Genomic DNA, 26,321 nt, shown 5'->3' on the forward strand with positions numbered 1-26,321 from the left:
CCGTGGGCTCCAACGAACCGCGCCGAGTACGCCGTGTGCCCCGCCCCGCCCGCTCCGCGCGGCCCGGCCCGCGGCCGGGCAGCCGACCGGGACCCGGGCGCGGGGGCGACCGTCCGGCCCTGCTGCGGCTGGGCGACCACCGGCCGCGGCTGCGCTTCATCAGCGTTGGCCTGACCTTCGTCCTGCTGGTCTTCGTCCTGCGGCTGCTCCAGGTGCAGGCGGTGGACGCCAACAGCTACGCCCAACAGGCCAACCTCAACCGCTACATCACCGCGCCGATCGCCGCGGAGCGCGGCAGCGTCACCGACCGCACCGGCCGCGAACTGGCCACCACCGTCGACACCTACGACATCACCGCGGACCCCTACCTCTTCAAACCGGCGCAGGCGGGGGTGCCGGACGCGCCCGACCGGGCCGCCGAACTCCTCGCCCCGATACTGGGCGAGGACCGCGCCGAGCTGCGCGAGAAGCTCACCAATCCCCCCGCGCCGCGTTTCGTGGTGCTGGCCCGCAAGCAGACCCCGCAGACCTGGCGGCAGATCCAGGATCTCAAGAGCACCCTGGCCGACAAACAGGGCAAGGACGAGGGGCACAACGCGCTCGCCGGCGTCTACTCGGAGCCGGGCTCCAAGCGCGTCTACCCCAACAAGGAACTGGCCGCGGGTGTCCTCGGGTTCGTCACCGGCGACGGCGCCGGCGGCGGCGGGCTGGAGGCGCAGTTCGACAAGCAGCTCGCGGGCAAGGACGGGAAGATCACCTATGCCCAGTCCGCCGGTCGCAGGGTGCCCACCGTGGGCGCGGACGAGCAGCCGGCGACCCCCGGCACGTCGATAGAGCTGACGCTCGACCGCGACATCCAGTGGGCCGCCCAGCAGGCCATCACCGACCAGGTCAAGAAGTCCAAGGCCGACCGCGGCTACGTCGTCGTCCAGGACACCAGGACCGGCGAGCTGCTCGCGCTGGCCAACTCCCCGGGCTACGACCCCAACGACCTGAGCACCGCCAGCGGCGCTGCGCTCGGCAACCCCGCCCTCCAGGACGTCTACGAGCCCGGTTCCACCGCGAAGCTGATGACGATGGCCGCCGTGCTGGAGGAGGGAAAGGCGGCGCCCGGGACCCGGGTCACCGTCCCGAACCGGCTGCCCAGGGCGGACCGTGCCTTCGCCGACGACCACGACCACGCCACGTACCACCTCACCCTCACCGGGGTGCTCGCCAAGTCGAGCAACATCGGGACGATCCTGGCGGCGGAGCGGCTCGGGAAGAACCAGAGCGAGGCCAACAAGGTGCTGCACCGCTACCTCACCCGCTTCGGCATGGGGCAGCGCACCGGACTCGGCTTCCCCGGCGAGACCCGCGGGCTGCTCGCCGACCCCGGGGACTGGAACGCCTCGCAGCAGTACACGATCCCCTTCGGCCAGGGCATGTCCGTCAACTCCGTGCAGGCGGCGTCGGTCTACTCCACGATCGCCAACGGCGGACTGCGCACCACCCCGACCCTGGTACGCGGCACCAGCGGGCCCGACGGCCGGTACACCGCGGCGCCCAAGCCCGACAGCGAGCGCGTCGTCAGCAAGAAGACGGCCCGTACGCTCTCGCGGATGCTGGAGTCGGTCGTGCACGACGAGGAGGGCACCGGCAAGGTCGCCGAGATCCCGGGCTACCGCGTCGCAGGCAAGACCGGCACCTCCAACCGGGTCGACCCCGAGACCGGCAGCTACCGCGGTTACACCTCGTCCTTCGCCGGTTTCGCACCGGCCGACGCGCCGCGCGTGACTGTCTACTGTGCCGTGCAGAACCCCAAGCGCGGCAGCTACTTCGGCAGCGAGGTCTGCGGACCCGTCTACCAGCAGGTCATGAAGTTCGCGCTGAAGACCCTCCAGGCAGCGCCCTCCGGCACCAAGCCGGCCGGGCTGCCGACCACGTTCGACCCGGGCGACTGAAACCGCCCGGCAGCGCAATCCTCCAGGGCAACCGACGAAAGAACCGCACGTGGAAACGATCACCGAGGCGATGGATCCCTCCGGCTCCGCCCAGCCCTCACGCCCCTCACTTGGCTCGGACGCTCCCGAGCCCGGTAATCTCACCGCCGTGCCACAAGCAGATCAGACCCCAAGCGATTCCAGCACCACCGGACCGGAAGGTGCTCCCGCAGTCCGTCCCTCGGGACTGCGACCCGTACCGCTGACCGAGCTGGCCCGGTCGCTCCGGGTCGAGGTCCAGCCGCCGGCCGAGAGAGCCGGTCGGCAGCCTCCGGAGCCGGAGGACGGCGGCGAGATCCAGGTCACCGGCATCACCCACGACTCGCGCGCGGTCCGCCCCGGTGACGTGTACGCGGCGCTGCCCGGCGCCCGGTTCCACGGTGTCGACTTCGCCGTGCAGGCCGCCTCGCTGGGCGCCGTGGCGGTGCTCACCGACCCGGCCGGAACACAGCGCGGCCTGGACGCGGGGCTTGCGGTGCTCACCGTGCCCGACCCGCGCGGCCGAATGGGCAGGCTCGCTGCCGAGATCTACGCGGAGCCCGGTCGCGATCTGTTGCAGATCGGCATCACCGGCACCTCGGGCAAGACGACCACCGCCTACCTCGTCGACGGCGGTCTGCGCGCGGCGGCCAAGGAGGGCGAACTCACCGGCCTGATCGGCACGGTGGAGTCGCGGGTGGGCGACCGCCGGGTGAAGTCCGAGCGCACGACCCCGGAGGCCACCGAGCTCCAGGCGCTGTTCGCGGTGATGCGCGAGAGCGCGGTCACCTCGGTCGCCATGGAGGTTTCCAGCCACGCGCTGGTGCTCGGCCGGGTCGACGGCTGCGTGTTCGACGTCGCCGTCTTCAACAACCTCAGCCCCGAGCACCTGGACTTCCACCCGGACATGGAGGACTACTTCCGGGCCAAGTCACAGCTGTTCACCAGGGCGCGCTCCCGGCTCGGCGTCGTCAACATCGACGACGACTGGGGCCAGCGACTGGTGCAGGAGTCCGAGGTGCCGGTCATCACGTTCTCCGCCGAGGGCCACCCGGACGCCCACTGGCGTGCCGACGATGTGGAAGTGGGGCCGCTGGGCTCGGCGTTCACCGTGCTCGGGCCGGAGGGCCAGTCGGTGCGCGCCGCCGCGCCGCTGCCCGGCCCCTTCAACGTCTCCAACGCGCTCGCTGCGATCACCGCGCTGGTCGTCGCCGGCATCGATCTGCAGACTGCCGCCGAGGGCGTCGCCGCGGTGCCCGGCGTGCCCGGCCGGCTGGAGCGGGTCGACGAGGGCCAGCCCTACCTCGCCGTCGTGGACTACGCACACAAGCCCGACGCCGTGGAGTCGGTGCTGCGCGCCCTGCGCAAGGTGACCGACGGCAGGGTGCACGCCGTACTGGGCTGCGGTGGCGACCGCGACCCGCACAAACGTCCCGCCATGGGCGCGGCCCTGGCCCGGCTGGCCGACACCGCCGTGCTGACCTCGGACAACCCGCGCTCGGAGGACCCGCTGGCGATCCTCGCGACCATGCTCGGCGGCGCCGCCGAGGTGCCGTCCTACGAGCGCGGCACGGTGCTGCTGGAGGAGGACCGCGCCGCGGCGATCGAGGCCGCGGTGGCCCGGGCCGAGCCCGGTGACGTGGTCGTCGTGGCCGGCAAGGGCCACGAGCAGGGCCAGGACATCGCCGGCGTGATCCGTCCGTTCGACGACCGCGAGGTGCTGCGCGCGACCATCCGCGCCGCCGCGGGCAGCCGGGGCGGCACAGAGGGCGACGCGGGCGCCGACTCCGAGAGCCGGGAGCGGCCGACACGATGATCCCTCTGACACTCGCCGAGGTCGCCCGGATCGTCTCCGGCAGGCCCAGCGACATACCGGATGAGCGCGCGGCGGTCACCGGCCCCGTGGTCACCGACTCCCGGAAGGTCGCCGACGGTTCGCTGTTCGTCGCGTTCGAGGGCGAGCGGGTGGACGGGCACGACTTCGCCGCGGGCGCGGTGAAGTCCGGTGCGGTCGCCGTGCTCGCCACCCGGCCGGTGGGCGTACCCGCGATCGTGGTGGAGGACGTCACCGCGGCGCTCGGCGCCCTCGCCCGGCACACCGTCGCCGCCCTCGGCGCGACGGTGGTGGGTCTGACGGGCTCGGTCGGCAAGACCAGCACCAAGGACCTGATCGCCCAACTGCTGGAGCAGCTCGGCCCGACCGTCTACCCGCACGGCAATCTCAACAACGAGATCGGCCTGCCGCTCACCGCGCTGCGCGCCGACGCCGACACCCGCCACCTCGTACTGGAGATGGGCGCCCGCGGAGTCGGCCACATCCGCTATCTTGCGGAGCTGACTCCGCCTCGGATCGGCCTGGTGCTGAACGTGGGCACCGCGCACATCGGAGAGTTCGGCGGACGCGACCGAATCGCCCTCGCCAAGGGCGAGTTGGTGGAGAGCCTGCCGTCCGCCGAGGAGGGCGGTGTCGCACTGCTGAACGCCGACGACGCCCTGGTGCGCGCCATGTCCGCGCGCACCGCGGCCCGTACGGTGCTGTTCGGCGAATCGAGCGAAGCGGACGTACGGGCGGAGAACGTACGGCTGGAGGCCGACGGGCGCCCCTCTTTCACGCTTCACACACCCTCCGGGTGCAGCGACACGACGCTGCGCCTGTACGGTGAGCACCACGTGTCGAACGCGCTCGCCGCGGCGGCCGTCGCCCATGAACTGGGCATGCCCGCCGACCGGATCGCCCAGGCGCTCACCGGCGCGGGCACGCTTTCCCGGTGGCGCATGGAGGTCACCGAACGCGCCGACGGCGTCACCGTCGTCAATGACGCGTACAACGCGAACCCCGACTCGATGAAGGCAGCGCTCAAGGCGATGTCGGCCATCGCGGGCGGGGGAGCGAGGGGCGGCGGACGGCGTACGTGGGCCGTGCTCGGTGAGATGGCCGAACTCGGTGACGCCGCGCTCACGGAGCACGACGCGGTCGGACGGCTCGCCGTCCGACTCAACGTCAGCAAGCTTGTGGCGGTCGGCGGCCGGGAGGCCGCGTGGATCGACATGGGCGCCAAGAACGAGGGTTCGTGGGGTGAGGAGTCGGTGCACGTGTCCGACACACGGGCGGCGATCGACCTGTTGCGCAGTGAACTGCGCCCGGGGGATGTCGTACTGGTGAAAGCTTCCCGTTCGGTAGGTCTGGAGCAGGTGGCGCAGGCGCTGCTCGCCGACACGGAGGGCGAGGTCACCGGTCGATGAGGCAGATCCTCTTCTCCGGAGTCATCGGACTCTTCCTGACGCTGGTCGGCACACCGCTGCTGATCAAGCTGCTGGCCAAGAAGGGCTACGGCCAGTACATCCGGGACGACGGCCCCCGTGACCACCACAGCAAGCGCGGTACCCCCACCATGGGTGGTATCGCCTTCATCACGGCGACCCTGGTCGCCTATGTGCTCACCAAGCTGATCACGGGCAGCGAGCCGTCCATCACGGGCGTGCTGGTCCTCTTCCTGATGGCGGGCATGGGCCTGGTCGGCTTCCTGGACGACTACATCAAGATCGTCAAGCAGCGGAGCCTCGGCCTGCGGGCAAAGGCGAAGATGCTCGGGCAGCTGATCGTCGGCATCACCTTCGCCGTCCTCGCGCTCAACTTCGAGGATCTGCGCGGCAACGCCCCGGCGTCCGACCGGCTCTCCTTCACCCAGGACTTCGGCTGGCACCTGGGGCCGGTGCTCTTCGTCATCTGGGCCCTGTTCATGATTCTCGCCATGTCCAACGGCGTGAACCTGACGGACGGTCTGGACGGCCTGGCGACCGGCGCCTCGGTAATGGTCTTCGGCGCGTACACCTTCATCGGTGTCTGGCAGTACCAGGACTCCTGCGCGATCAGCGGCAGTCCGAGCTGCTTCGAGGTGCGCGACCCGCTCGATCTCGCGGTCGTCGCCGCGGCCCTGATGGGTGCCTGCTTCGGCTTCCTGTGGTGGAACACCTCTCCCGCCAAGATCTTCATGGGCGACACCGGTTCACTCGCGCTGGGCGGCGCGCTGGCGGGTCTGGCGATCCTCTCGCGCACCGAGCTGCTGCTCGCGATCCTCGGCGGTCTCTTCGTCCTCATCACGCTCTCGGTGGTCATCCAGGTCGGCTCGTTCCGACTGACCGGCAAACGCGTGTTCAAGATGGCGCCGCTCCAGCACCACTTCGAACTGAAGGGCTGGAGCGAGGTGCTGGTGGTGGTCCGGTTCTGGATCATCCAGGGCATGTGCGCCATCGTCGGTGTCGGCATCTTCTACGCGGCCTGGGCGGCGCAGAAGTGACGGGCGCCCGGAGTACGGAGCAGCCCACGGATCCGTCCGCGGACTTCGCGGGCCGCAGCGTCGTCGTCGCAGGCCTCGGGGTGAGCGGCATCAGCGCCGCCCGTGCCCTGGCCGCTCTGGGCGCGGAGATCACCGTGGTCGACGGCGGGGACGACGAGCGCCGCCGGGCCCGCGCCGAGGAGCTGCGGGCCGAGGGGATCTCCGTACGCCTGGGCGACGGCGACACCCTGCCCGAGGGCACCGGACTGATCCTCACCTCACCCGGCTGGCCGCCGACCGCCCCTCTCTTCGCGGCGGCGGCCGAGGCCGGCGTCGAGGTGTGGGGGGACGTCGAACTGGCTTGGCGGCTGCGGGCGTTGAAGCACTCGCAGCCCGCCGGCTGGCTGGCCGTCACCGGCACCAACGGCAAGACCACCACGGTCCGGATGCTCGCCGAGATGCTCGCCGCCGCCGGGCTCCGCACGGCTGCCGTGGGCAACATCGGCACCCCGATCCTCGACGTGGTGCTCTCCGACGAGCCCTACGACGTGCTCGCCGTCGAGCTCTCCAGCTACCAGCTGCACTGGGCGCCCTCCCTGCGCACCCACTCCGCGGCCGTGCTCAACCTCGCCCCGGACCACCTGGACTGGCACGGTTCCATGGCCGCCTACGCCGCCGACAAGGGGCGTGTTTACGAGGGCAACCAGATCGCCTGCGTCTACAACAGTGCGGACCCGGCGACCGAGCATCTCGTGCGCGATGCGGACGTGGTCGAGGGCTGCCGTGCGATCGGCTTCACTCTGGGCAGCCCCGGGCCGTCCGAATTCGGCGTCGTGGACGGACTGTTGGTCGATCGCGCCTTCGTTCCGGACCGGCAGCAGCAGGCCCAGGAGCTGGCCGAGGTCGCCGATCTGGCGCCGCCGTCCGGCCATGTCGCCCCGCACATCGTCGCCAACGCCCTGGCCGCCGCGGCACTGGCGCGCGCCTGGGGCGTACCGCCGGAGGCGGTGCGCGACGGACTGCGTGCCTTCAGGCCGGACGAGCACCGCATCGCCCATGTTGCGGACGTGAACGGCGTCGCCTACGTCAACGATTCCAAGGCCACCAACACCCACGCGGCCCAGGCGTCCCTGGCCGCGTACGAATCGGTGGTCTGGATCGCCGGCGGTCTCGCCAAGGGCGCGACCTTCGACCAGCTGGTCGAAGGCGCGCTGCCGCGGCTTCGTGGTGTCGTGACGCTGGGCCAGGACCGGGAGTTGATCCGCGAGGCGCTCTCCCGACACGCGCCCGATGTGCCGGTGACCGACCTGGAGCGGACCGACACTGAGGCGATGTCGGCGGCGGTCCGGGAGGCGACCCGCCTGGCCAAGCAGGGGGACACGGTGCTGCTGGCCCCGGCCTGTGCGTCGATGGACATGTTCACCAACTACGGTCAGCGCGGCGAGGCCTTCGCCGCGGCCGTTCAGGAGCTGATGGAGAGCCAGGACGGCGTGGAGGGTTAGCCCTTTGCCTGTGGGCCCCGATCAGCAGGGGGTCGCCCCCGCGGGCCCCAGGAGGGGACGGACAGCAGATGACGCCCGAGAACCGGCTCCGGCCGCCGACCGGCCGCGCCACCGGTAAGCCGGGGCGCGGCGGCGGCACGTCCGCACCGCGCGAGTCCCAGGGCTCCCCGCGCAAACGGCCGGCCGCGGCGGACCCGCCCCCGTCGGCGAAGTCCAGGACGCCGGCCGGGGTTGCCAAAGCGCGTCCGGCCAAAGCCCCGCCGAGCAGAGCCGCATCGGCCAAAGCCGCGCCGGTCAAAGCTGCGCCGGCCAAAGCCGCATCGGCCAAGGCCGCGCCGAGCAGGGCCGCGTCGAAAGCGCCCCGGCGCAAGCCCCGTTCGCCGGCCGGACGCCCCGCAGGGCGCGGGCGAGGGCTGCGCCCGCCGGAGGCGGTCCGCCGGCTGCGGTCCCGCGCGCGGCGGGCCTGGGACCGGCCGCTGACGGCGTACTACTTGGTCCTGGGTGGAAGCCTGCTGCTCACGCTGCTCGGCCTGGTGATGGTCTTCTCGGCCTCGCAGATCCAGGCGCTGCGCTACGACCTGCCCGCCACCTTCTACTTCCGCAAGCAGCTGCTCGCCGCCGTGATCGGGACCGTGCTGCTGCTCATCGCCTCGCGGATGCCGGTACGGCTGCTGCGCGCGCTCACCTACCCCGTGCTGCTGGTGTCGGTGGCGCTGCTTGCGCTGGTGCAGGTGCCAGGGGTGGGCACCGAGGTCAACGGCAACACCAACTGGATCGAGCTGGGCGGTCCGTTCCAGTTGCAGCCCAGCGAGTTCGGCAAGCTCGCGCTGGTGCTGTGGGGCGCGGACCTGCTGGCGAGGAAGGGCGACAAGCGACTGCTGGACCAGTGGAAGCATCTGCTGGTGCCGCTGGTCCCCGGCGCGCTGCTGATCTGCGCGCTGGTGATGGTCGGCGGCGACATGGGCACCGTGATGGTGATGGTCGCGATCCTGTTCGGCCTGCTGTGGATCGCGGGGGCGCCGGTGCGGCTCTTCGTCGGAGTGCTGGGCGCGGCGGGCGTGGCGGGGGCGGTGCTGATTCTCACCGCCCCGTACCGGATGCGACGGATCGCCTGCCTCGGCACCACGGACACAGGGCCGGGCGACCAGTGCTGGCAGGCGCTGCACGGGATCTACGCCCTGGCCTCCGGTGGCTGGTTCGGTTCGGGTCTGGGCGCCAGTGTGGAAAAATGGGGTGAACTGCCCGAGCCGCACACGGACTTCATCTTCGCGATCACTGGTGAGGAACTGGGTCTGGCGGGGACTCTGTCGGTACTCGCCCTGTTCGCGGCTCTAGGCTATGCGGGTATCCGCGTGGCCGGACGCACGGAGGACTCCTTCGTCAGGTTCGCAGCGGGAGGGGTGACGGCCTGGATCATGTCCCAGGTCGTCATCAACATCGGTGCGGTACTGGGGCTGTTGCCCATCGCCGGTGTCCCCCTGCCGCTGTTCTCCTACGGAGGGTCGGCCCTGCTGCCGACGATGTTCGCGGTCGGGTTGCTGATCGCGTTCGCGCGCAGCGACCCCGCCGCGCGCGCGGCGCTTGCCATGCGGCAGCCTGGTGTCGGCCGTAAGGCGGCCGGGGTGAGAGTGAAGACGATGAGACGACGCGTCAGAGAGCGGTCGTCCGGAGAGCGGTGAAATTCGGTGCATGTCGTACTCGCCGGTGGGGGGACCGCCGGCCACATCGAGCCCGCGCTCGCCCTCGCGGACGCCCTGCGCAGGCAGGACCCGACCGTGGGCATCACAGCTCTGGGAACAGAGCGCGGACTTGAGACCAGGCTCGTCCCGGAGCGGGGCTACGAGCTGGAGTTGATCCCGGCCGTACCGTTGCCCCGCAAGCCGACGGCCGAGCTGATCACCGTCCCCGGGCGGCTGCGCGGGACGATCAAGGCCGCGGAGCAGGTGCTGGAGCGTGCCAAGGCCGACTGTGTCGTCGGCTTCGGCGGCTACGTGGCGCTGCCCGGCTACCTCGCCGCCAAGCGGCTGGGCGTGCCGATCGTGGTGCACGAGGCCAACGCGCGTCCCGGGCTGGCCAACAAGATCGGCTCGCGCTACACCAAGCATGTCGCCGTCGCCACGCCGGACAGCAAGCTTCGCCACGCCCGGTACATCGGGATTCCGCTGCGCCGCTCGGTCGCGACGCTGGACCGCGAGGCACGGAGGGCCGAGGCACGTGCCGCCTTCGGCCTCGACGCCAATCTGCCGACCCTGCTGGTGACCGGCGGTTCACAGGGCGCGCGGCGGCTCAACGAGGTCGTGGAGACGATCGCGCCCGCGCTCCAGCGCTCCGGTGTCCAGGTGCTGCACGCGGTCGGTCCCAAGAACGAATTGCCGCAGCCGGACAACATGCCCGGAATGCCACCGTATGTGCCGGTACCGTATCTGGACCGTATGGACCTCGCGTACGCCGCGGCGGACATGATGCTCTGCCGCGCGGGCGCGATGACCGTCGCCGAGCTCTCCGCCGTCGGCCTTCCCGCGGCCTACGTCCCGCTGCCCATCGGCAACGGTGAACAGCGGCTCAACGCACAGCCGGTGGTGAAGGCCGGCGGCGGACTTCTCGTCGACGACGCCGAACTGACGCCGGAGTGGATCCAGCAGAACGTGCTGCCGGTCCTCACCAACCCCCACCGTCTGCACGAGATGGCGGGCGCCGCCGCCGAGTTCGGTCGTCCGGACGCCGACGAGCTGCTGGTCGGCATGGTGTACGACGCGATCGCGACACGTCGGCAGGGCTGAGCCAGACCCGCCGGCACAGAAAGCAGGGAAGCGTGGGCGGCGCAGCCGGACAAGTGACCAGCACACCCAGTCGTGCGGACGATCCGCCGCACTCACGGTCCGGTTCGCCGCCGCCCCCGCCCGCCCGCCGCCGACTGCGTCTGCCCGGACTGAGGGTCACCGTTGCGTGCTCGCTGGCGTTCGTGGCCTTCGTGGGCTTCGGTGTCTGGGCGCTGTACGGCTCGCCCTGGCTGAGGGTGGAGAAGGTCTCGGTGGACGGGACTGCCGTACTGACGGCGGAGGAAGTGCGCGAGGCAGCCGCCGTCGCGGTCGGCACCCCGCTTGCCTCGGTCGACAAGGCCGCCGCGCAGCGTCGCGTCACCGAGGCGCTGCCGCGGGTGGACTCGGTGCGTGTGGTCCGCAGTTGGCCCTCGGGCATCGGGCTGCACGTGACGGAGCGCACCCCGGTGCTGGCCCAGAAGCGCGCGGGCGGCGAGTACGTCGAGATCGACGCAGGGGGTGTGCGCTACGCGAAAGTGGACAAGCGCCCCAAGGGCAAGCCGCTGCTCGTCGTGGACCGGGAGAAGTCGGCCGACGCCAAGCGCTTCGGCCCGCGGCGGCTGCGGCAGGAGGCGGCCGCGGTGGCGGACGCGCTCCCGGGCTTCGTCGCCCGCGACGTGCGGACCGTACGGGTCCGCTCCTACGACTCGATCAGCCTTGAACTCACCGGGAACCGCGTGGTGATGTGGGGGAGCGGCGAGTACGGTGCCGCAAAGGCCAGAACCCTCCGCGCGCTGCTCAAGGCGCATCACAAGGACAGCGCTGTGCGCTACTTCGACGTGAGCGTTCCCAGCGCCCCCGCAGCGGCGGGAAGTTGACGTACGTACGTGCAGGCCAGCACCCTGGCTGGCGACCGCAACGGCTGATCACATAGGGTGAAAAGAAAAACGGGAGGTTCGGCGTGTTCGTTGAACGCGCAGCGCTTGTCGACTTAGTGTCCGTTCCTAGGACTTCAAGGAACGACAACTGTTAACCCTCGACTTCAGGGTCAGGGTTGGGGTCGGCTTTCGAACCGGCCCATCGGCATAAGTCGTCGGTCCCACAACCACTGTGGGGGGCGACACGTAACTCGAGGCGAGAGGCCTTCGACGTGGCAGCACCGCAGAACTACCTCGCAGTCATCAAGGTCGTCGGCATCGGCGGCGGTGGCGTCAACGCCATCAACCGGATGATCGAGGTCGGTCTCAAGGGCGTCGAGTTCATCGCGATCAATACCGATGCGCAAGCCCTGTTGATGAGCGACGCCGACGTCAAGCTGGACGTGGGCAGGGAACTCACCCGGGGGCTCGGAGCCGGCGCCAACCCCGATGTCGGCCGCAAGGCCGCCGAGGACCACCGCGAGGAGATCGAAGAGGTACTCAAGGGTGCCGACATGGTCTTCGTGACGGCGGGCGAGGGAGGCGGCACCGGTACCGGCGGCGCCCCCGTCGTGGCCAACATCGCCCGTTCCCTCGGTGCGCTGACGATCGGTGTGGTGACACGCCCGTTCACCTTCGAGGGCCGCCGCCGCGCCAACCAGGCCGAGGACGGCATCGCGGCGCTCCGCGACGAGGTCGACACCCTCATCGTCATCCCCAACGACCGGCTGCTGTCCATCTCGGACCGCCAGGTCAGCGTGCTGGACGCCTTCAAGTCGGCGGACCAGGTGCTGCTCTCCGGTGTCCAGGGCATCACCGACCTGATCACCACCCCGGGCCTGATCAACCTGGACTTCGCCGACGTCAAGTCCGTGATGTCCGAGGCGGGTTCGGCGCTCATGGGCATCGGCTCGGCCCGCGGCGACGACCGCGCGGTGGCAGCCGCCGAGATGGCGATCAGTTCCCCGCTGCTGGAAGCCTCCATCGACGGCGCACGCGGTGTGCTGCTGTCCATCTCCGGTGGCTCGGACCTCGGCCTGTTCGAGATCAACGAGGCCGCCCAGCTGGTCAGCGAGGCGGCGCACCCCGAGGCGAACATCATCTTCGGCGCGGTCATCGACGACGCCCTCGGCGACGAGGTGCGGGTCACTGTCATCGCTGCGGGATTCGACGGCGGGCAGCCGCCCTCGAAGAACCGCGAGAAGGTCCTGGGCGCCTACAGCGGCAAGGAGGAGCCGGCGAGCCCGGCCCGTACCGAGCCCGAGCCCGAGCGCCCCGCGTTCGGCGGTCTGGGTGCGGTGCCCGCCCGCGAGGAGGACAGCGAGCCCGCTCCGGCGGTCCCGGTCGGCGAATCCTCGGCGCCCGCCTCCGCCCCCCAGGTCCCCTCGGCCCGTCCCTACCAGGACAGCCAGGCCGAGGAGCTGGACGTCCCGGACTTCCTCAAGTGACCTCACGGAACCGGCAACTTCACACGTGATACCGATTCACACAGCAGTATGCGGCGCGCACTTCGCCTTCACCGACAGGTGGGGCGGGGTGAGCGCCGCTCCCTATGGCACCCTCAACCTCGGTGGCGCGGTCGGCGACAGCCCGGAGGACGTCGCGGCCAACCGCGAGCGCGCCGCCGTGGCCCTGGGCGTGGCGGCCGACCGGGTCGTCTGGATGAACCAGGTCCACGGCAACGAGGTGGCAGTTGTCGAAGGTGCGCAGCCGCCCCGTGAACTCCCGCCGGTCGACGGCGTTGTCACCGCCACGCCGGGCACGGTCCTCGCCGTACTCACCGCCGACTGCACCCCGGTGCTGCTGGCCGACCCCGCGGCCGGTGTGGTCGCGGCGGCGCACGCGGGCCGGCCGGGCCTGCTGGCCGGAGTCGTGCCCGCGACGGTGGCACGGATGGTCGAACTGGGCGCGGATCCCGAGCGGATCACCGCCCGCCTCGGCCCGGCCGTCTGCGGCAGGTGCTACGAGGTTCCCGAGCAGATGCGCGAGGAGGCGGCAGGCATCGCGCCCGCTTCCCGCGCCACCACTTCCTGGGGCACGCCGGCCATCGACGTACCGGCGGGAGTCCGGGGCCAGCTCGCCGAGTCGGGCGTCTTCGACGTCACCGATCCGGCCGTCTGCACACTCGAGTCGCAGGACCACTTCTCCTACCGGCGCGAGCGCACCACCGGCCGGCTGGCGAGCTACACATGGCTGGAGCAGCGGGGATGACGGAACCCTCCACGCCCGACGAGGCCGCCCGCAGAGCCGAGTTGGCGCAGAACCTCGCCGCGGTGCGGGCCAGGATCGAACGCGCCTGCGCGGGTGCCGGACGCGATCCGAACGAGGTCACTCTCGTCGTGGTGACCAAGACACACCCTGCGCGGGACGTCCGGCTGCTCGCCGACCTTGGCGTTCGCAACGTCGCCGAGAATCGTGACCAGGAGGCTGCGCGCAAGGCGGCCGAGTGCCACGACGCGCCCCTCACCTGGCACTTCGTCGGACAGCTCCAGACCAACAAGGTCCGTTCCGTCACGGAGTACGCCGATGTTGTCCACTCGCTGGACAGAACGCGCCTGGTTGCCGCGCTCTCCGGAGCGGCTCAGCGAAGAGGTCGGGATCTGGACTGCCTGCTCCAGATTGCACTTGACAAGGAGTCGGGCGAGGGCGGCGGACGCGGCGGCGCAACACCGGCGGACGTCCGGGAGTTGGGCGCCGCGGTCGTCGCGGCGCCCGGCCTCAGACTCGCCGGAGTGATGACCGTCGCACCCCTGTCCGGGCCGTACGCCGGTGACCCGCGAGCGGCGTTCGAGAGGCTGATGGAAATCTCACGGAGTCTGCGTACGGTGGACCCCGGTGCCAACATGGTTTCGGCCGGGATGAGTTCGGACCTGGAGGAAGCCGTGGCCGCCGGTGCGACACATGTACGCGTTGGTAGCGCGGTGCTCGGAGTCCGTCCCGCGCTCCGGTAACGTCGCCAAGCAAGTCGGACCACAGCAGAAAATATGGTCATTCCGACTGTATCGGACAGGTCACGTGGGTTCTGGGTCACTGGTGACGGAGCTGATCCACCACAGAGCGGAGGAAGCGGAGCATGGCCGGCGCGATGCGCAAGATGGCGGTCTACCTCGGCCTCGTGGAGGACGATGGGTATGACGGCAGGGGGTACGACCCCGACGATGATTTCGAGCCCGAACCGGAGCCGGAGAGGGATCGGCGACGACAGGCGCACCAACCCGTCCACGAGCCCGAACCGGAGGAGTCGGTCCGGGTCGTGCAGCCTCCTGCACAACGGGAACGTGAGCAATCTCCCGCTTTGGTGGGCGATGTGGGGCGAGTTCCGAGGATCGCACCCGTGTCATCCATCACACCCGAACGTCCGAGCCTGGAGAAGAGTGCGCCGGTGATGATGCCCAAGGTCGTGTCCGAGCGGGAGCCGTACCGCATCACCACGTTGCACCCCCGGACGTACAACGAAGCCCGTACCATCGGGGAACACTTCCGTGAGGGCACCCCGGTGATCATGAACCTGACGGAGATGGACGATACTGACGCGAAGCGACTTGTCGACTTCGCCGCAGGTTTGGTCTTCGGCCTGCACGGAAGTATTGAGCGGGTGACGCAGAAGGTCTTCCTTCTGTCTCCTGCTAACGTCGATGTCACGGCGGAGGACAAGGCCCGCATCGCAGAAGGCGGGTTCTTCAACCAGAGCTGATACGCAACACCAGACAAGCCCCGGTCAGCGGGCGGGGCTCCACCAGGGGAGAGGGAAGCACGAGATGGGCACAGCACAACAGGTGATCCTCATTGTGCTTCAGTGCTTTCTCGGAGTGCTGATCTTCCGCCTGGTGATGGACTACGTGTTCATGTTCGCCCGCTCATGGCAGCCCGGCAAGGCGATGGTGGTCGTACTGGAGGCCGCCTACACTGTCACTGATCCGCCACTGAAGCTGCTGCGGCGGTTCATCCCGCCGCTACGCTTCGGGGGCGTGGCGCTCGACCTGTCCTTCTTCGTACTGATGATCATCGTTTACATCGCAATGAGCATCGTGGCGAGCGTGTGAACGAGTACGGTCTTGCCGATATGCCGATGACCTACGTTGAGGTGAAGAGATGCCGCTGACCCCCGAGGACGTGCGGAACAAACAGTTCACGACCGTCCGTCTGCGTGAAGGCTACGACGAGGACGAGGTCGATGCCTTCCTGGACGAGGTGGAATCAGAGCTGACCCGTCTGCTCCGGGAGAACGAGGACCTGCGCGCCAAGCTGGCCGCAGCGACCCGGGCTGCCGCACAGAACCAGCAGAACATGCGGAAGCAGCAGCAGGAGCCGCAGGATCGCCCGCAGCAGGGCGCACCTGTGCCTGCCGCCATATCCGGACCGCAGCCGGTGCCGCCCGGGCAGCAGCAGATGGGCGGCCCGCCGCAACTGCCCGGCGGTGCGCCGCAGTTGCCGGCGGGTCCCGGTGGCCAGCAGGGTCCCCCGCACGGCGGTCCCGGCCCGATGGGTCAGGGCGGCCCCATGGGTGGCCCGCCGCAGCAGCAGCAGATGGGCGGCCCGCCGCAGCAGCAGATGGGCGGGGGCGGTCAGAACAACGACAGTGCCGCACGCGTTCTCTCGCTCGCTCAGCAGACGGCCGACCAGGCCATCGCCGAGGCCCGTTCCGAGGCCAACAAGATCGTCGGTGAGGCACGCAGCCGTGCCGAGGGTCTGGAGCGGGACGCCCGTGCCAAGGCCGACGCCCTGGAGCGGGACGCGCAGGAGAAGCACCGCGTGGCCATGGGCTCGCTGGAGTCGGCCCGCGCCACCCTCGAGCGCAAGGTCGAGGACCTGCGGGGCTTCGAGCGCGAGTACCGCACCCGGCTGAAGTCGTACCTGGAGAGCCAGCTGCGCCAGCTGGAGAGCCAGGCCGACGACTCGCTGGCGCCGCCGCGTTCGCCGCAGGCCCCTTCGCTGCCGGCATCGCCCTCGATGGCGTCTGCCGGAGCGAGCGCGGCCGGTGGCGGCGGGACCATGGGCGGTCACCAGTCGATGGGCGGCAACAGCCCGATGGGCAGCAGCCCGGCCTCCGGTCACGGCAGCCACACCCAGGGCGGCAACCAGACCTACGGCGGTCAGCAGCAGATGTCTCCTGCGATGACCCAGCCGATGGCTCCGGTGCGACCGCAGGGTCCGCAGCCGATGCAGCAGGCTCCGTCGCCCATGCGGGGCTTCCTGATCGACGAGGACGACAGCTGAGCGGAGCCGTCTGACGACGGCCGCGATCGGCATATCAGGAAGGGGCCGGCCCACTCGGGCCGGCCCCTTCCGCATGCCCGGGTGACCGGGAGCAGGGAGGGCCGACCGCATCCGATGCGATCGGCCCCACTGTTGTTCAGCTCCTGCGCAGCCAGAAGGTGAGGCCGAGAGCCTCGTCCGCGAAAGCGTCGCCGAACGTGTCGTCCGGCTCCTGCCCGGCGAGCTCCTCGGCGAGGACCTCGTTGGCGATCAGGGCGGCGTGATCGGTGAGTGCGGTGACCAGCTCCGCGTCTTCCGAACGCCAGCGCAGCGCGATCCGGTCCGCCACTTCGAGGCCGGAGTTCTTCCGGGCCTCCTGGACCAGCCGGATCACATCGCGCGCGAGACCGGCCCTGCGCAGCTCGGCGGTGATCTCCAGATCGAGGGCGACGGTGGCGCCGGTGTCGGAGGCGACCGACCAGCCCTCGCGCGGCGTCTCGGTGATGATGACCTCCTCGGGGGAGAGCACCACCGTCTCGCCCTCGACCTCGACCGTGGCCGTGCCGGCGCGCAGCGCCGCCGACAGCTTCGCCGCGTCGGCCGAGGCGATCGCCTTGGCGACCGGCTGGGTGCCCTTGCCGAACCGGCGGCCCAGCGCGCGGAAGTTGGCCTTCGCCGTGGTGTCGACGAGTGAACCGCCGACCTCCGAGAGGGAGGCGAGGTGGCTGACGTTCAGCTCCTCGGCGATCTGGTCGCGCAGATCGTCGGCCAGCAGCTCGAATCCCTGCGCCGCGACGAGCGCGCGGGAGAGCGGCTGACGGGTCTTCACTCCCGACTCGGCGCGGGTGGCCCGACCGAGCTCGACGAGCCGGCGCACCAGGAGCATGTCGGCGGACAACTGCGCGTCGATCGCCTCGGTGTCGGCGTCCGGCCACTGCGCCAGGTGCACCGACTCCGGACAGCCGGGCGTCACCGGGACCACCAGGTCCTGCCAGACGCGCTCGGAGATGAACGGGACCACCGGCGCCATGAGTCGGGTGACCGTCTCCAGCACGTCGTGCAGGGTGCGCAGCGCGGCCGGGTCGCCCTGCCAGAAGCGGCGGCGGGAGCGGCGCACGTACCAGTTGGAGAGGTCGTCGACGAAGGTCGACAGCAGCTTGCCGGCGCGCTGGGTGTCGTAGTTCTCCATGGCCTGGGTGACCAGGTCGACCAGTGCGTGCAGTTCGCTGAGCAACCAGCGGTCGAGCAGCGGCCGGTCCGCCTCGGCGGGGTCGGCGCCGCTCGGAGCCCACTGGGAGGTACGGGCGTACAGGGCCTGGAAGGCGACCGTGTTCCAGTAGGTGAGGAGTGTCTTTCGGACAACTTCCTGGATGGTGCCGTGGCCTACCCGGCGCGCGGCCCAGGGCGAACCGCCGGCGGCCATGAACCACCGCACGGCGTCCGCACCGTGACGCTCCATCAGCGGGATCGGTTCCAGGGTGTTGCCCAGGTGCTTGGACATCTTGCGGCCGTCCTCGGCGAGGATGTGGCCGAGGCAGACGACGTTCTCGTACGAGGAGCGGTCGAAGACGAGGGTGCCGACGGCCATCAGCGTGTAGAACCACCCGCGGGTCTGGTCGATCGCCTCGGAGATGAACTGCGCGGGGTAGCGCTGCTCGAACACCTCCTTGTTGCGGTACGGGTAGCCCCACTGCGCGAAGGGCACCGAACCGGAGTCGTACCAGGCGTCGATGACCTCCGGCACCCGCTCGGCGGTGAGGGTGCAGCCCTCATCGGTGCAGGGGAAGGTGACCGCGTCGATGTGGGGGCGGTGCGGGTCGAGGCCGCTCTGGTCGGTGCCGGTCAGCTCGGAGAGCTGGGCGAGCGAGCCGACGCAGGTGAGGTGGTCCTCGGAGCAGCGCCAGATGGGCAGCGGGGTGCCCCAGTAACGGTTGCGGGAGAGCGCCCAGTCGATGTTGTTGCCGAGCCAGTCGCCGAAACGGCCGTGCTTGACGGAGTCGGGGAACCAGTTGGTGCGTTCGTTCTCCCGGAGCAGAGCGTCCTTGATCTGCGTGGTGCGGATGTACCAGGACGGCTGGGCGTAGTAGAGCAGCGCGGTGTGGCAGCGCCAGCAGTGCGGGTAGCTGTGCTCGTACGCGAGGTGGCGGAAGAGTTTTCCGCGGGACTCCAGATCGGCGACCAGGACCTCGTCGGCCTTCTTGAAGAACTCCCCTCCCACGAGGGGGACTTCGGCCTCGAACGTGCCGTCCGGCCGGACCGGGTTGACCACCGGCAGGCCGTAGGAGCGGCAGACCTTGAGGTCGTCCTCGCCGAAAGCGGGGGACTGGTGGACGAGTCCGGTGCCGTCCTCGGTGGTGACGTATTCGGCGTTGACGACGTAGTGCGCGTCCTCGATGGCGACCAGATCGAAGGGGCGCTCGTACGTCCAGCGCTCCATCTCGGCGCCGGTGAACCGCTCGCCGGTGGCCTCCCAGCCCTCGCCCAGCGCCTTCTCCAGCAGCGGCTCGGCGACGACCAGGTGTTCCTCCCCGTCCGTGGCGACGACGTAGGTGACCTCGGGGTGGACGGCGACCGCGGTGTTGGAGACCAGGGTCCAGGGGGTGGTAGTCCAGACCAGCAGGGCGGCGCGGCCGGCGAGCGGGCCGGCGGTCAGCGGGAACCGCACGTACACCGACGGGTCGACCACCGTCTCGTACCCCTGCGCCAACTCGTGGTCGGACAGGCCGGTGCCGCAGCGCGGGCACCAGGGCGCGACGCGGTGGTCCTGCACCAGCAGGCCCTTGTCGAAGATCTGCTGGAGGGACCACCAGACGGACTCGATGTACTGCGGGTCCATCGTGCGGTAGGCGTCGTCGAGGTCGACCCAGTAGCCCATGCGCTCGGTGAGCCGGGCGAAGGCGTCGGTGTGCCGGGTGACCGACTCGCGGCACTTGTCGTTGAACTCGGCGATGCCGAACGCCTCGATGTCCTGCTTGCCGTTGAAGCCGAGCTCCTTCTCGACGGCAAGCTCGACGGGCAGCCCGTGGCAGTCCCAGCCGGCCTTGCGGGCGACGTGGTAGCCGCGCATCGTGCGGAACCGGGGGAAGACGTCCTTGAAGACGCGGGCCTCGATGTGGTGGGCGCCCGGCATGCCGTTGGCGGTGGGCGGCCCCTCGTAGAACACCCACTCGGGGCGGCCCCGGGACTGCTCGAGGGAGCGGGTGAAGATCTTCTGCTCGCGCCAGAAGTCCAGCACGGCGTGCTCGACCTCGGGCAGATTGACCTGCGCGGGCACCTGGCGGTACAGCGGAGTCGGGCTCATCTGGTGTTCCTCCGGCGGACATGACCACTTCCGTCAGAGGGACGAGACGCCCGCCGTGCGGCGCGTCCCGCGGTACCACCCTCCTTGGCGGCGGAAGACCTGCTCCCGACCGCCCTCTCGTTGAGGACAGCGTGCCGGGTCTACTCGCTCGTGGAGCTTTCTTCCGGCGGCTCCGGGGTGATCTTCACGTCGCGCCTGCCCCCGGGCTTCCACCGTCCCCGGGTCGCTCGTGGCCGCGTACGGACGCTACTCGTCCCCATCTCTGCCGTTCGCTGCCGCCAGTGTACGGGGCGCACGGGAGCGCCTGCGAACGGTTTCCACGGCGTACGGAAGGGCACAACGCCAACGCGGGTCCGGGCAGCGCAACGCTCGGTGAGGCTTTTGTCCGGCGTGCCCCTTTGCGAGAAGATTGGGGTCTCTTTATCGTTCTCGACACGTTTGCTCGCTAGATCACACTGTGTTAAGGGGTCGCGGCCATGACTTCAGGCAGATCCGCCGCGAGGACGACGGCGGACGGCGGGGCCGAGCAGGAGCACCGGAGCGCTGCAGACGATTCCACCCAGGATTCCGTGCAGGTCGGGGACGAGGCAAAACCGCCCGCCCCCGAGCGGAAGACGGCGCAGAAGGCACCCGCGAAGAAGGCCGCGGCCAAGAAGGCTTCGGCGAAGAAGGCGGCGGCGAAGAAGTCGACGGCCGAGAAGCCGTCCGCGAAGAAGGCCCCCGCGAAGAAGGCGGCGGCGAAGAAGACCGCCGAGAAGACCCCCGCGAAGAAGACCGCGACCGAGAAGACCGCGAAGCGGGCGACCGCCGAGCGGGCGGACGCACAGCAGACAGGAGCCCGGACGGTGGCTGCGAAGAAGACCACGACCCAGAAGCCTTCGGCGGTGCCGCAGGCCCGCGGCACGGCGGTCGCTCCCGGCGAGCTCGCCGTGCGCACCGGAGAGGAGCCGTGGACGACTGAGGAGGTCGAGGAGGCGCGCAAGGAGCTCCAGGACGAGGCCGGCCTGCGCCGGAGCGAGATCGCCGCGTCCGAGGAGGCGCTCGCCGGGCTGATGCAGAACTCCGGGGACGGCGCCGGGGACGACCAGGCCGACACCGGCAGCAAGAACATCACCAGGGAGCACGAACTCGCCCTCGTCGGCAACGCCCGCGAGATGCTGTACCAGATCGAGCGTGCACTGGAGCGGATGGACGCCGGCACGTACGGCCTGTGCGAGCGTTGCGGCAAGGCCATCGGCAAGGCCAGGATGCAGGCGTTTCCGCGGGCGACCCTGTGCGTCGAGTGCAAGCAGCGGCAGGAACGCCGCTGAACGCGCCCGACGGGGCGTGTCGTACGCTCATCCCGTGACATCAGAGGCGGAGCAGGCCATCGACGAAGCACCAGAGCGGAAGACCGGCGCCGCCGACGGAGCCGAGGGCGCCGAGGAGTCCGGCCGCGACGAGCGGCCGAGCGGCAAGCGGCGGGTCGCCGTCCTCCTGGTGGTCGCGGCTCTGGCGTACGCGCTCGATCTGGCCAGCAAGCTCGTGGTGGTCGCGAAGCTGGAGCACGAGCCGCCCATCGAGGTGGTCGGCACGCTGCTCCAGTTCTACGTCGTGCGCAACCCGGGCGCCGCCTTCGGCGTCGGGGAAGCGCTGACCGTGGTGCTCACGGTGATCGCGGCGGCGGTCGTGGTGGTCATTCTCCGGCTGGCGCGCAAGCTCTACAGCACGCCGTGGGCGATCGCGCTCGGCATGCTGCTCGGCGGTGCGATGGGCAATCTGACCGACCGCATCTTCCGCTCGCCCGGCGTCTTCGAGGGCGCGGTCGTCGACTTCATCGCCCCCGAGAACTTCGCGGTTTTCAACCTCGCCGACTCCGCGATCGTCTGCGGCGGCATCCTGATCGTGATCCTCTCCTTCCGCGGACTCGACCCGGACGGCACCGTCCACCGCAACTGACGCGACGGCGCCCGCGAGCCCGTGGCCCGGTGACCGGCGGTCGGGGGGCGGGCTCGGCCGGTGCGAGCGGTCCGTCATACTCGGTCGGGTGACCAACCCAGCTTCTGCGCCCGTTCCCGGCTCCTCCGAGCTCCGCACCCTGCCCGTTCCCGACGGACTGGAGGGCGAACGGGTCGACGCGGCTCTCGCCCGGATGTTCGGCTTCTCCCGCACCAAGGCGGCCGAACTGGCTGCCGACGGAAAGGTGCGACTGGACGGCAGCGAGGCCGGCAAGTCGGACCGGGTGCTCGGCGGCTCCTGGCTCGAGGTGGAGATCCCCGCGGCGCCCGGCCCGGTGCAGATCGTCGCCGAGCCGGTCGACGGCATGGAGATCGTGCACGACGACGAGGACATCGTCGTCATCGACAAGCCCGTCGGCGTCGCAGCCCACCCCAGCCCGGGGTGGACCGGGGCCACGGTGATCGGCGGTCTCGCCGCGGCCGGGTACACCATCACCACCTCCGGTGCGGCCGAGCGGCAGGGCATCGTCCACCGGCTGGACGTCGGCACCTCCGGCCTGATGGTGGTCGCGAAGTCGGAGCGTGCGTACAGCAGGCTCAAGCAGCAGTTCCGGGAGCGCACCGTCGACAAGCGCTACCACGCGCTCGTCCAGGGGCACCCCGACCCGATGAGCGGCACCATCGACGCCCCGATCGGTCGCCACCCCCAGCACGACTACAAGTGGGCCGTCACCTCGGCGGGCAAGCCCTCGGTGACGCACTACGACCTGGTCGAGGCGTTCCGGGCAGCCAGCCTGCTCGACATCAAACTGGAGACGGGCCGTACGCACCAGATCCGGGTCCACATGTCCGCGCACCGGCACCCCTGCGTCGGCGACCTGACGTACGGGGCGGACCCGACGCTGGCCAAGCGGCTCGGCCTCGGCCGGCAGTGGCTGCACGCGGTGCGGCTGGGCTTCGAGCACCCCTCGGACGGTCGCTGGGTGGAGTTCGGGACCGAGTACTCCGAAGACCTGCGGCAGGCGTTGGAGCGGGTCCGGGCCGAGAGCTCCTGACTCCGCCGGCGGCGCTGCCTCGCACTCCGGGTGCGCGGCTGCCTGCAGCGCGCGTCCTGCCGGGTGCGCACCGCGCCGTGCCCTCCCGCTGGAGCGTCAGAGGCTCTTGAACTCCGGCTGGGGCAGGGCCGGTTCGGCGGCGGTGCGGATCTTCGGCAGCGCGGAGGGGTGCTTCTCCTGGAGCCAGCCGAGCAGTGCCTCGCGCAGCTCGCACCGGAGCATCCACACGTCGTCGGGGGTACGGGCGGTCATCGCGGCGCGCACCTCGATCGTCGTGGGTGTGGAGTCGGTGACCATCAGGCTCCAGCGCCTGCCGTCCCAGTAGTCGCTGCTGCGCACGAACTCCTCGGTCTTGGCGCGCAGATCGGCGATGGGTGCGGTGTGGTCCAGCTGGAGGTAGACGGTGCCGGTGAGCTGCGAGGCGCCGCGCGACCAGTTCTCGAAGGGCTTGCTGGTGAAGTACGAGACCGGCATGGTGATGCGCCGCTCGTCCCAGGTGAGCACCACCAGGTACGAGACGGTGATCTCGTCGACGGTGCCGTACTCGCCGTCCACGACGACGGTGTCGCCGATGCGGACCATGTCGCCGAACGCGATCGAGAGGCCGGCGAAGAGATTGCCCAGGGTGGACTGGGCGGCGATGCCGGCGACGATGCCGAGCACGCCGGCCGAGGCGAGCATCGAGGTGCCGAACGTCTTCATCGCGTCGAACTGGAGCAGCATCGCGGCGCCCGCGATCACCCACACCACGGCGGTCAGCAGCCGCTGGACGAGAGTGAGCTGGGTACGCACCCGGCGGGCCCTGGCGGCGTCGTTCGCCACGCCCGCGTAGCGCCCGGAGACGGTCTCGACCACCGCGCCCAGCACTCGCATCGCCAGCCAGGCGGAGGCGCCGATCATGATCACAGCCAGCCACAGCTGGGCCGATTCGCGGTCGTCCCGCACCAGCTCGGTGCTGTCGAAGAAGACCCTGACGAGGGCGACGAACAGCACGGCCTGGAGCGGTACCCGGATGCCCCGCAGCAGACCCCACATCGGGGTCTCGGGGTGTCGGCGGTCGACTCGTATCAGGGCGCGGTCCACGGCCCAGGCGATGATCCAGGCGACTACGAGAGCGCCGCCGAAAACAATGGCTGGCCGCAGCACGTATTCCATGGTGTTTTCGACTCCTCATTGGATTTCGGGCACCACAGACCGTACCTGGCAGGATGGGCGGCCGGACGTCCCGGGCGGCCCCGGGCGGGAGATGTGAAGGAAGTGACACCGTGGCCACCGTTGTGCTGTTCCACTCCGTCCACGGGCCCGGGCCCGCGGTCCACGAGGCAGCCGAGCGCCTGCGCGCGGCCGGCCACGAGGTGGAGGTCCCGGACCTGTACGAGGGGAAGGTCGCGGACTCCGTGGAGGAGGGACGGGACCTGACCGACGAGATCGGCCGGGAGGAACTGCTGCGCCGCGCCGTCGCCGCGACCGCCCGGCTCTCCGAGCGCGGAGTGGTGTACGCCGGGCTCTCGCTCGGAGCCGCCGTCGCCCAGACCCTGGCGACCGCCGACCGCAACGCCCGCGGGCTCCTGCTGCTGCACGGCACCTCCGACCTCGCGGAGGACACGAGCGTGGACGAGCTCCCGGTGCAGCTGCACGTCGCGGACCCGGACCCCTTCGAATCGCACGACTGGCTGAGCAGTTGGTACCTGCAGATGCGGCAGGCGGGCGCGGAGGTCGAGGTCCACCACTACCGCGGCGCCGGCCACCTCTTCACCGACCGCGGCCTGCCCGACTGGGACGAGGAGGCCGCCGAGCGGGCCTGGCGGTGTGCACTGGACTTCGTCGCCGAGGTCGGCAGCCGGGACTCTGCCGCCTAGCACCGCCCGTCGCCGTCGGGTGCCTGCCGAAGGGCGCCCGGCGGCTTCGTCAGGAGCGGGTGCACCTGCCGCTGCCGCCGCCCTGCGGGTGGCACACGTAGACCCGGTCGGCGGCGGCGTCGCTGAGGTAGCGGCCGACGCAGTCGCCGGAGCCGGTACGGCCCTTGGCCGCGCAGAAGGCCACGGCCTCCTTGCCGCCGGCGAACGGCCCGGGCGCGTAGATCACCCAGTAGCCCGGGTTCAGCGACGCGTGGTCGTCGCTGCGCAGCACCCGCGCCTGCGGAACGGACTTCCGGACGGCGGCGGGGGCTCCGCGGTGGGTGCGCTACTGCTGGGCGGCGGCATCATCGGCGGCCTCCAGCTGATGAGCGGCGACCGGGACGGCACGGCCGGGCCCGGCGAGACCGGTACGACCACCCCGGGCGACGCCGACAAGTCGCCCGAGAACGGCGCCGATCGGGCCGACGAACCCTCCGACGGCTCGGCCGACCGGAAGCCCGGCGGGGTCGTGGCAGACGCCGGCGGGTGAGCGGGAAAGGAGCCGACGGTCGGGGCGTTCGGCGGTGCCGGGGGTTCCGGACGCGGCCCGCCTCGACGCGATGCTCGCGTACGCGAGCATCGCGTCGAGGCGGGCCGCGTCCGGGCGGGCGGCCGGGTCGCGCACCAGCAGTGCGTTGAGGACCGGGGTGAGCGGTCCGGAGCGGATGGGCGGGGGCACGGGCTCGTCGAGCACCGCCGCCAGGGTCGCCAGCGCGGTCTCCCGCCGCAGCGGGCTGTGGCCCTCGGCGGCGATGTAGAGCAGCATGCCCAGCGACCACAGGTCGGCGGCCGGGTGGTCGGCGGCCGAGCGGATGCGTTCGGGGGCGATGTACTCGGGCGAGCCGACGAGTTCGCCGGTGGCGGTGACCGAGGTGGAGCCCTGCACCGCAGCGATGCCGAAGTCGGTCAGCACCGCGCTGCCGTCCGCGCGCAGCAGCACGTTGGCCGGCTTTACGTCCCGGTGGTGGATGCCCGCCGCGTGCGCCGCACGGAGCGCGCCGAGGATCTGGCGTCCGATCCGGGCCGCGACGGTCGGCTCCAACGGGCCGTGTGCCAGCCGCTCGTGGAGGTTGTCGCCGGGGACCAGCTCCATCACCAGCCAGGGGTGCGGCTTCTGGTCGACGATGTGGTGGATCGTCACCACGCCGGGGTGGTTGATCCGCGCCAGCGCTCTGGCCTCGCGCAGCACCCGCTCCCGCAGCTTGCGGGAGGCAGTGTCCTCGTCGGTGAGTGCGGAGGATGAGGGTGCCCGCACCTCCTTGAGCGCGACTTCGCGCTCCAGCGCGTGGTCGCGGGCCCGCCAGACAGTCCCCATGCCTCCGCTGCCCAGCGGTTCCACCAGTTCGAAGCGGCCGTCGATGCGCCGGCCCGCGCTGCCCCCACTCATGGGATGAAGCGTAGGCCCCGTCTGCGCCGACTGCCGCCGCTGGCCCCCGAGTTGATGCGGTAGAAACTGGTATGACCGGACAGGGGCCCGCTGTTCCCGTACGTTCTCCGCCCCGCCGGCCCACCCGTCGA

The 26,321-nt window shown here is 70.8% G+C and carries 22 protein-coding genes; 18 read left to right on the forward strand and 4 right to left on the reverse strand.

Features of this window, described 5'->3' with window-relative positions; genetic code table 11:
* Positions 1–2 precede the first annotated feature (2 nt).
* The 14 genes from JGS22_RS18480 (at position 3) to JGS22_RS18545 (ending at position 16,633) form a co-directional block, all read left to right on the forward strand.
* Positions 3–1,943: a peptidoglycan D,D-transpeptidase FtsI family protein gene (locus JGS22_RS18480; protein WP_211039724.1), complete on the forward strand. Its 1,941-nt coding sequence runs from the start codon at positions 3–5 to the stop codon at positions 1,941–1,943.
* 49 nt (positions 1,944–1,992) lie between these two features.
* Positions 1,993–3,777: a UDP-N-acetylmuramoyl-L-alanyl-D-glutamate--2,6-diaminopimelate ligase gene (locus tag JGS22_RS18485; RefSeq protein ID WP_372454279.1), complete on the forward strand. Its 1,785-nt coding sequence runs from the start codon at positions 1,993–1,995 to the stop codon at positions 3,775–3,777.
* On the forward strand, positions 3,774–5,204 hold the full coding sequence (locus JGS22_RS18490; protein ID WP_211039725.1) for a UDP-N-acetylmuramoyl-tripeptide--D-alanyl-D-alanine ligase: 1,431 nt from the start codon (positions 3,774–3,776) through the stop codon (positions 5,202–5,204). The genes JGS22_RS18485 and JGS22_RS18490 overlap by 4 nt, the downstream gene beginning before the upstream one ends.
* Positions 5,201–6,259 carry a phospho-N-acetylmuramoyl-pentapeptide-transferase gene (gene mraY, locus JGS22_RS18495; RefSeq protein WP_211039726.1) on the forward strand — a complete coding sequence of 353 codons (1,059 nt, stop codon included), beginning with the start codon at positions 5,201–5,203 and terminating at the stop codon, positions 6,257–6,259. The genes JGS22_RS18490 and mraY overlap by 4 nt, the downstream gene beginning before the upstream one ends.
* Positions 6,256–7,740: a UDP-N-acetylmuramoyl-L-alanine--D-glutamate ligase gene (gene murD / locus JGS22_RS18500; RefSeq protein ID WP_211039727.1), complete on the forward strand. Its 1,485-nt coding sequence runs from the start codon at positions 6,256–6,258 to the stop codon at positions 7,738–7,740. The genes mraY and murD overlap by 4 nt, the downstream gene beginning before the upstream one ends.
* 413 nt (positions 7,741–8,153) lie before the next feature.
* Positions 8,154–9,419 carry a putative lipid II flippase FtsW gene (gene ftsW, locus JGS22_RS18505; RefSeq protein WP_372454320.1) on the forward strand — a complete coding sequence of 422 codons (1,266 nt, stop codon included), beginning with the start codon at positions 8,154–8,156 and terminating at the stop codon, positions 9,417–9,419.
* A 6-nt stretch (positions 9,420–9,425) separates the two neighbouring features.
* Positions 9,426–10,520: an undecaprenyldiphospho-muramoylpentapeptide beta-N-acetylglucosaminyltransferase gene (gene murG / locus JGS22_RS18510; protein ID WP_211039729.1), complete on the forward strand. Its 1,095-nt coding sequence runs from the start codon at positions 9,426–9,428 to the stop codon at positions 10,518–10,520.
* Between the two features lie 53 nt (positions 10,521–10,573).
* Entirely contained in the window at positions 10,574–11,377 is an 804-nt protein-coding gene (locus tag JGS22_RS18515) for a cell division protein FtsQ/DivIB (RefSeq protein ID WP_211039730.1), read from the forward strand.
* Between the two features lie 272 nt (positions 11,378–11,649).
* Positions 11,650–12,864: a cell division protein FtsZ gene (gene ftsZ / locus JGS22_RS18520; protein ID WP_211039731.1), complete on the forward strand. Its 1,215-nt coding sequence runs from the start codon at positions 11,650–11,652 to the stop codon at positions 12,862–12,864.
* 25 nt (positions 12,865–12,889) lie between these two features.
* Complete coding sequence (pgeF, locus tag JGS22_RS18525; protein ID WP_211039732.1) at positions 12,890–13,627, forward strand: peptidoglycan editing factor PgeF; 738 nt, start codon at positions 12,890–12,892, stop codon at positions 13,625–13,627.
* The gene (locus JGS22_RS18530; RefSeq protein ID WP_211039733.1) at positions 13,624–14,367 is read left to right on the forward strand and encodes a YggS family pyridoxal phosphate-dependent enzyme; all 744 of its coding nucleotides are present in this window, start codon (positions 13,624–13,626) and stop codon (positions 14,365–14,367) included. Before pgeF ends, JGS22_RS18530 begins: the two co-directional genes overlap by 4 nt.
* Positions 14,368–14,489: 122 nt before the next feature.
* Positions 14,490–15,110: a cell division protein SepF gene (locus tag JGS22_RS18535; RefSeq protein ID WP_211039734.1), complete on the forward strand. Its 621-nt coding sequence runs from the start codon at positions 14,490–14,492 to the stop codon at positions 15,108–15,110.
* A 64-nt stretch (positions 15,111–15,174) separates the two neighbouring features.
* Positions 15,175–15,459: a YggT family protein gene (locus tag JGS22_RS18540; protein ID WP_211039735.1), complete on the forward strand. Its 285-nt coding sequence runs from the start codon at positions 15,175–15,177 to the stop codon at positions 15,457–15,459.
* A gap of 49 nt (positions 15,460–15,508) precedes the next feature.
* Complete coding sequence (locus JGS22_RS18545) at positions 15,509–16,633, forward strand: DivIVA domain-containing protein (protein WP_211039736.1); 1,125 nt, start codon at positions 15,509–15,511, stop codon at positions 16,631–16,633.
* 136 nt (positions 16,634–16,769) lie between these two features.
* Here JGS22_RS18545 and ileS read toward each other — a convergent pair whose 3' ends face one another.
* Positions 16,770–19,913 (reverse strand): isoleucine--tRNA ligase, encoded by a 3,144-nt coding sequence (gene ileS / locus JGS22_RS18550; protein ID WP_211039737.1) that lies wholly within the window; start codon positions 19,911–19,913, stop codon positions 16,770–16,772.
* Positions 19,914–20,389: 476 nt separating this feature from the next.
* Here ileS and JGS22_RS18555 point away from each other — a divergent pair, with 476 nt between their 5' ends.
* The 3 genes from JGS22_RS18555 to JGS22_RS18565 all read left to right on the forward strand — a co-directional run bounded on the left by JGS22_RS18555 (position 20,390) and on the right by JGS22_RS18565 (position 22,905).
* Positions 20,390–21,223, forward strand: coding sequence for a TraR/DksA family transcriptional regulator (locus JGS22_RS18555; protein WP_211039738.1), 834 nt, complete (start codon positions 20,390–20,392; stop codon positions 21,221–21,223).
* 34 nt (positions 21,224–21,257) lie between these two features.
* Positions 21,258–21,851 carry a signal peptidase II gene (gene lspA, locus JGS22_RS18560; RefSeq protein WP_211039739.1) on the forward strand — a complete coding sequence of 198 codons (594 nt, stop codon included), beginning with the start codon at positions 21,258–21,260 and terminating at the stop codon, positions 21,849–21,851.
* Between the two features lie 88 nt (positions 21,852–21,939).
* Entirely contained in the window at positions 21,940–22,905 is a 966-nt protein-coding gene (locus JGS22_RS18565; protein ID WP_211039740.1) for an RluA family pseudouridine synthase, read from the forward strand.
* Positions 22,906–23,001: 96 nt separating this feature from the next.
* Here the strand turns inward: JGS22_RS18565 and JGS22_RS18570 are convergent, their stop codons facing one another.
* Positions 23,002–24,060 carry a mechanosensitive ion channel family protein gene (locus tag JGS22_RS18570; protein WP_211039741.1) on the reverse strand — a complete coding sequence of 353 codons (1,059 nt, stop codon included), beginning with the start codon at positions 24,058–24,060 and terminating at the stop codon, positions 23,002–23,004.
* A gap of 110 nt (positions 24,061–24,170) precedes the next feature.
* On the opposite strand from JGS22_RS18570, the gene JGS22_RS18575 reads away from it, so the two are divergent.
* Positions 24,171–24,764 (forward strand): dienelactone hydrolase family protein, encoded by a 594-nt coding sequence (locus tag JGS22_RS18575; RefSeq protein ID WP_308405744.1) that lies wholly within the window; start codon positions 24,171–24,173, stop codon positions 24,762–24,764.
* A 49-nt stretch (positions 24,765–24,813) separates the two neighbouring features.
* Here the strand turns inward: JGS22_RS18575 and JGS22_RS18580 are convergent, their stop codons facing one another.
* Both JGS22_RS18580 and JGS22_RS18585 read right to left on the reverse strand, forming a co-directional pair.
* Positions 24,814–25,035: a hypothetical protein gene (locus tag JGS22_RS18580; protein WP_216815032.1), complete on the reverse strand. Its 222-nt coding sequence runs from the start codon at positions 25,033–25,035 to the stop codon at positions 24,814–24,816.
* A 54-nt stretch (positions 25,036–25,089) separates the two neighbouring features.
* A complete protein-coding gene (locus tag JGS22_RS18585) occupies positions 25,090–26,190 on the reverse strand; it encodes a serine/threonine-protein kinase (protein ID WP_216815033.1) in 1,101 nt (366 codons plus the stop codon).
* Positions 26,191–26,321 lie beyond the last annotated feature (131 nt).

Origin of the sequence: Streptomyces tardus (assembly GCF_018101125.2) — a bacterium.
Lineage (GTDB): Bacteria > Actinomycetota > Actinomycetes > Streptomycetales > Streptomycetaceae > Streptomyces > Streptomyces tardus.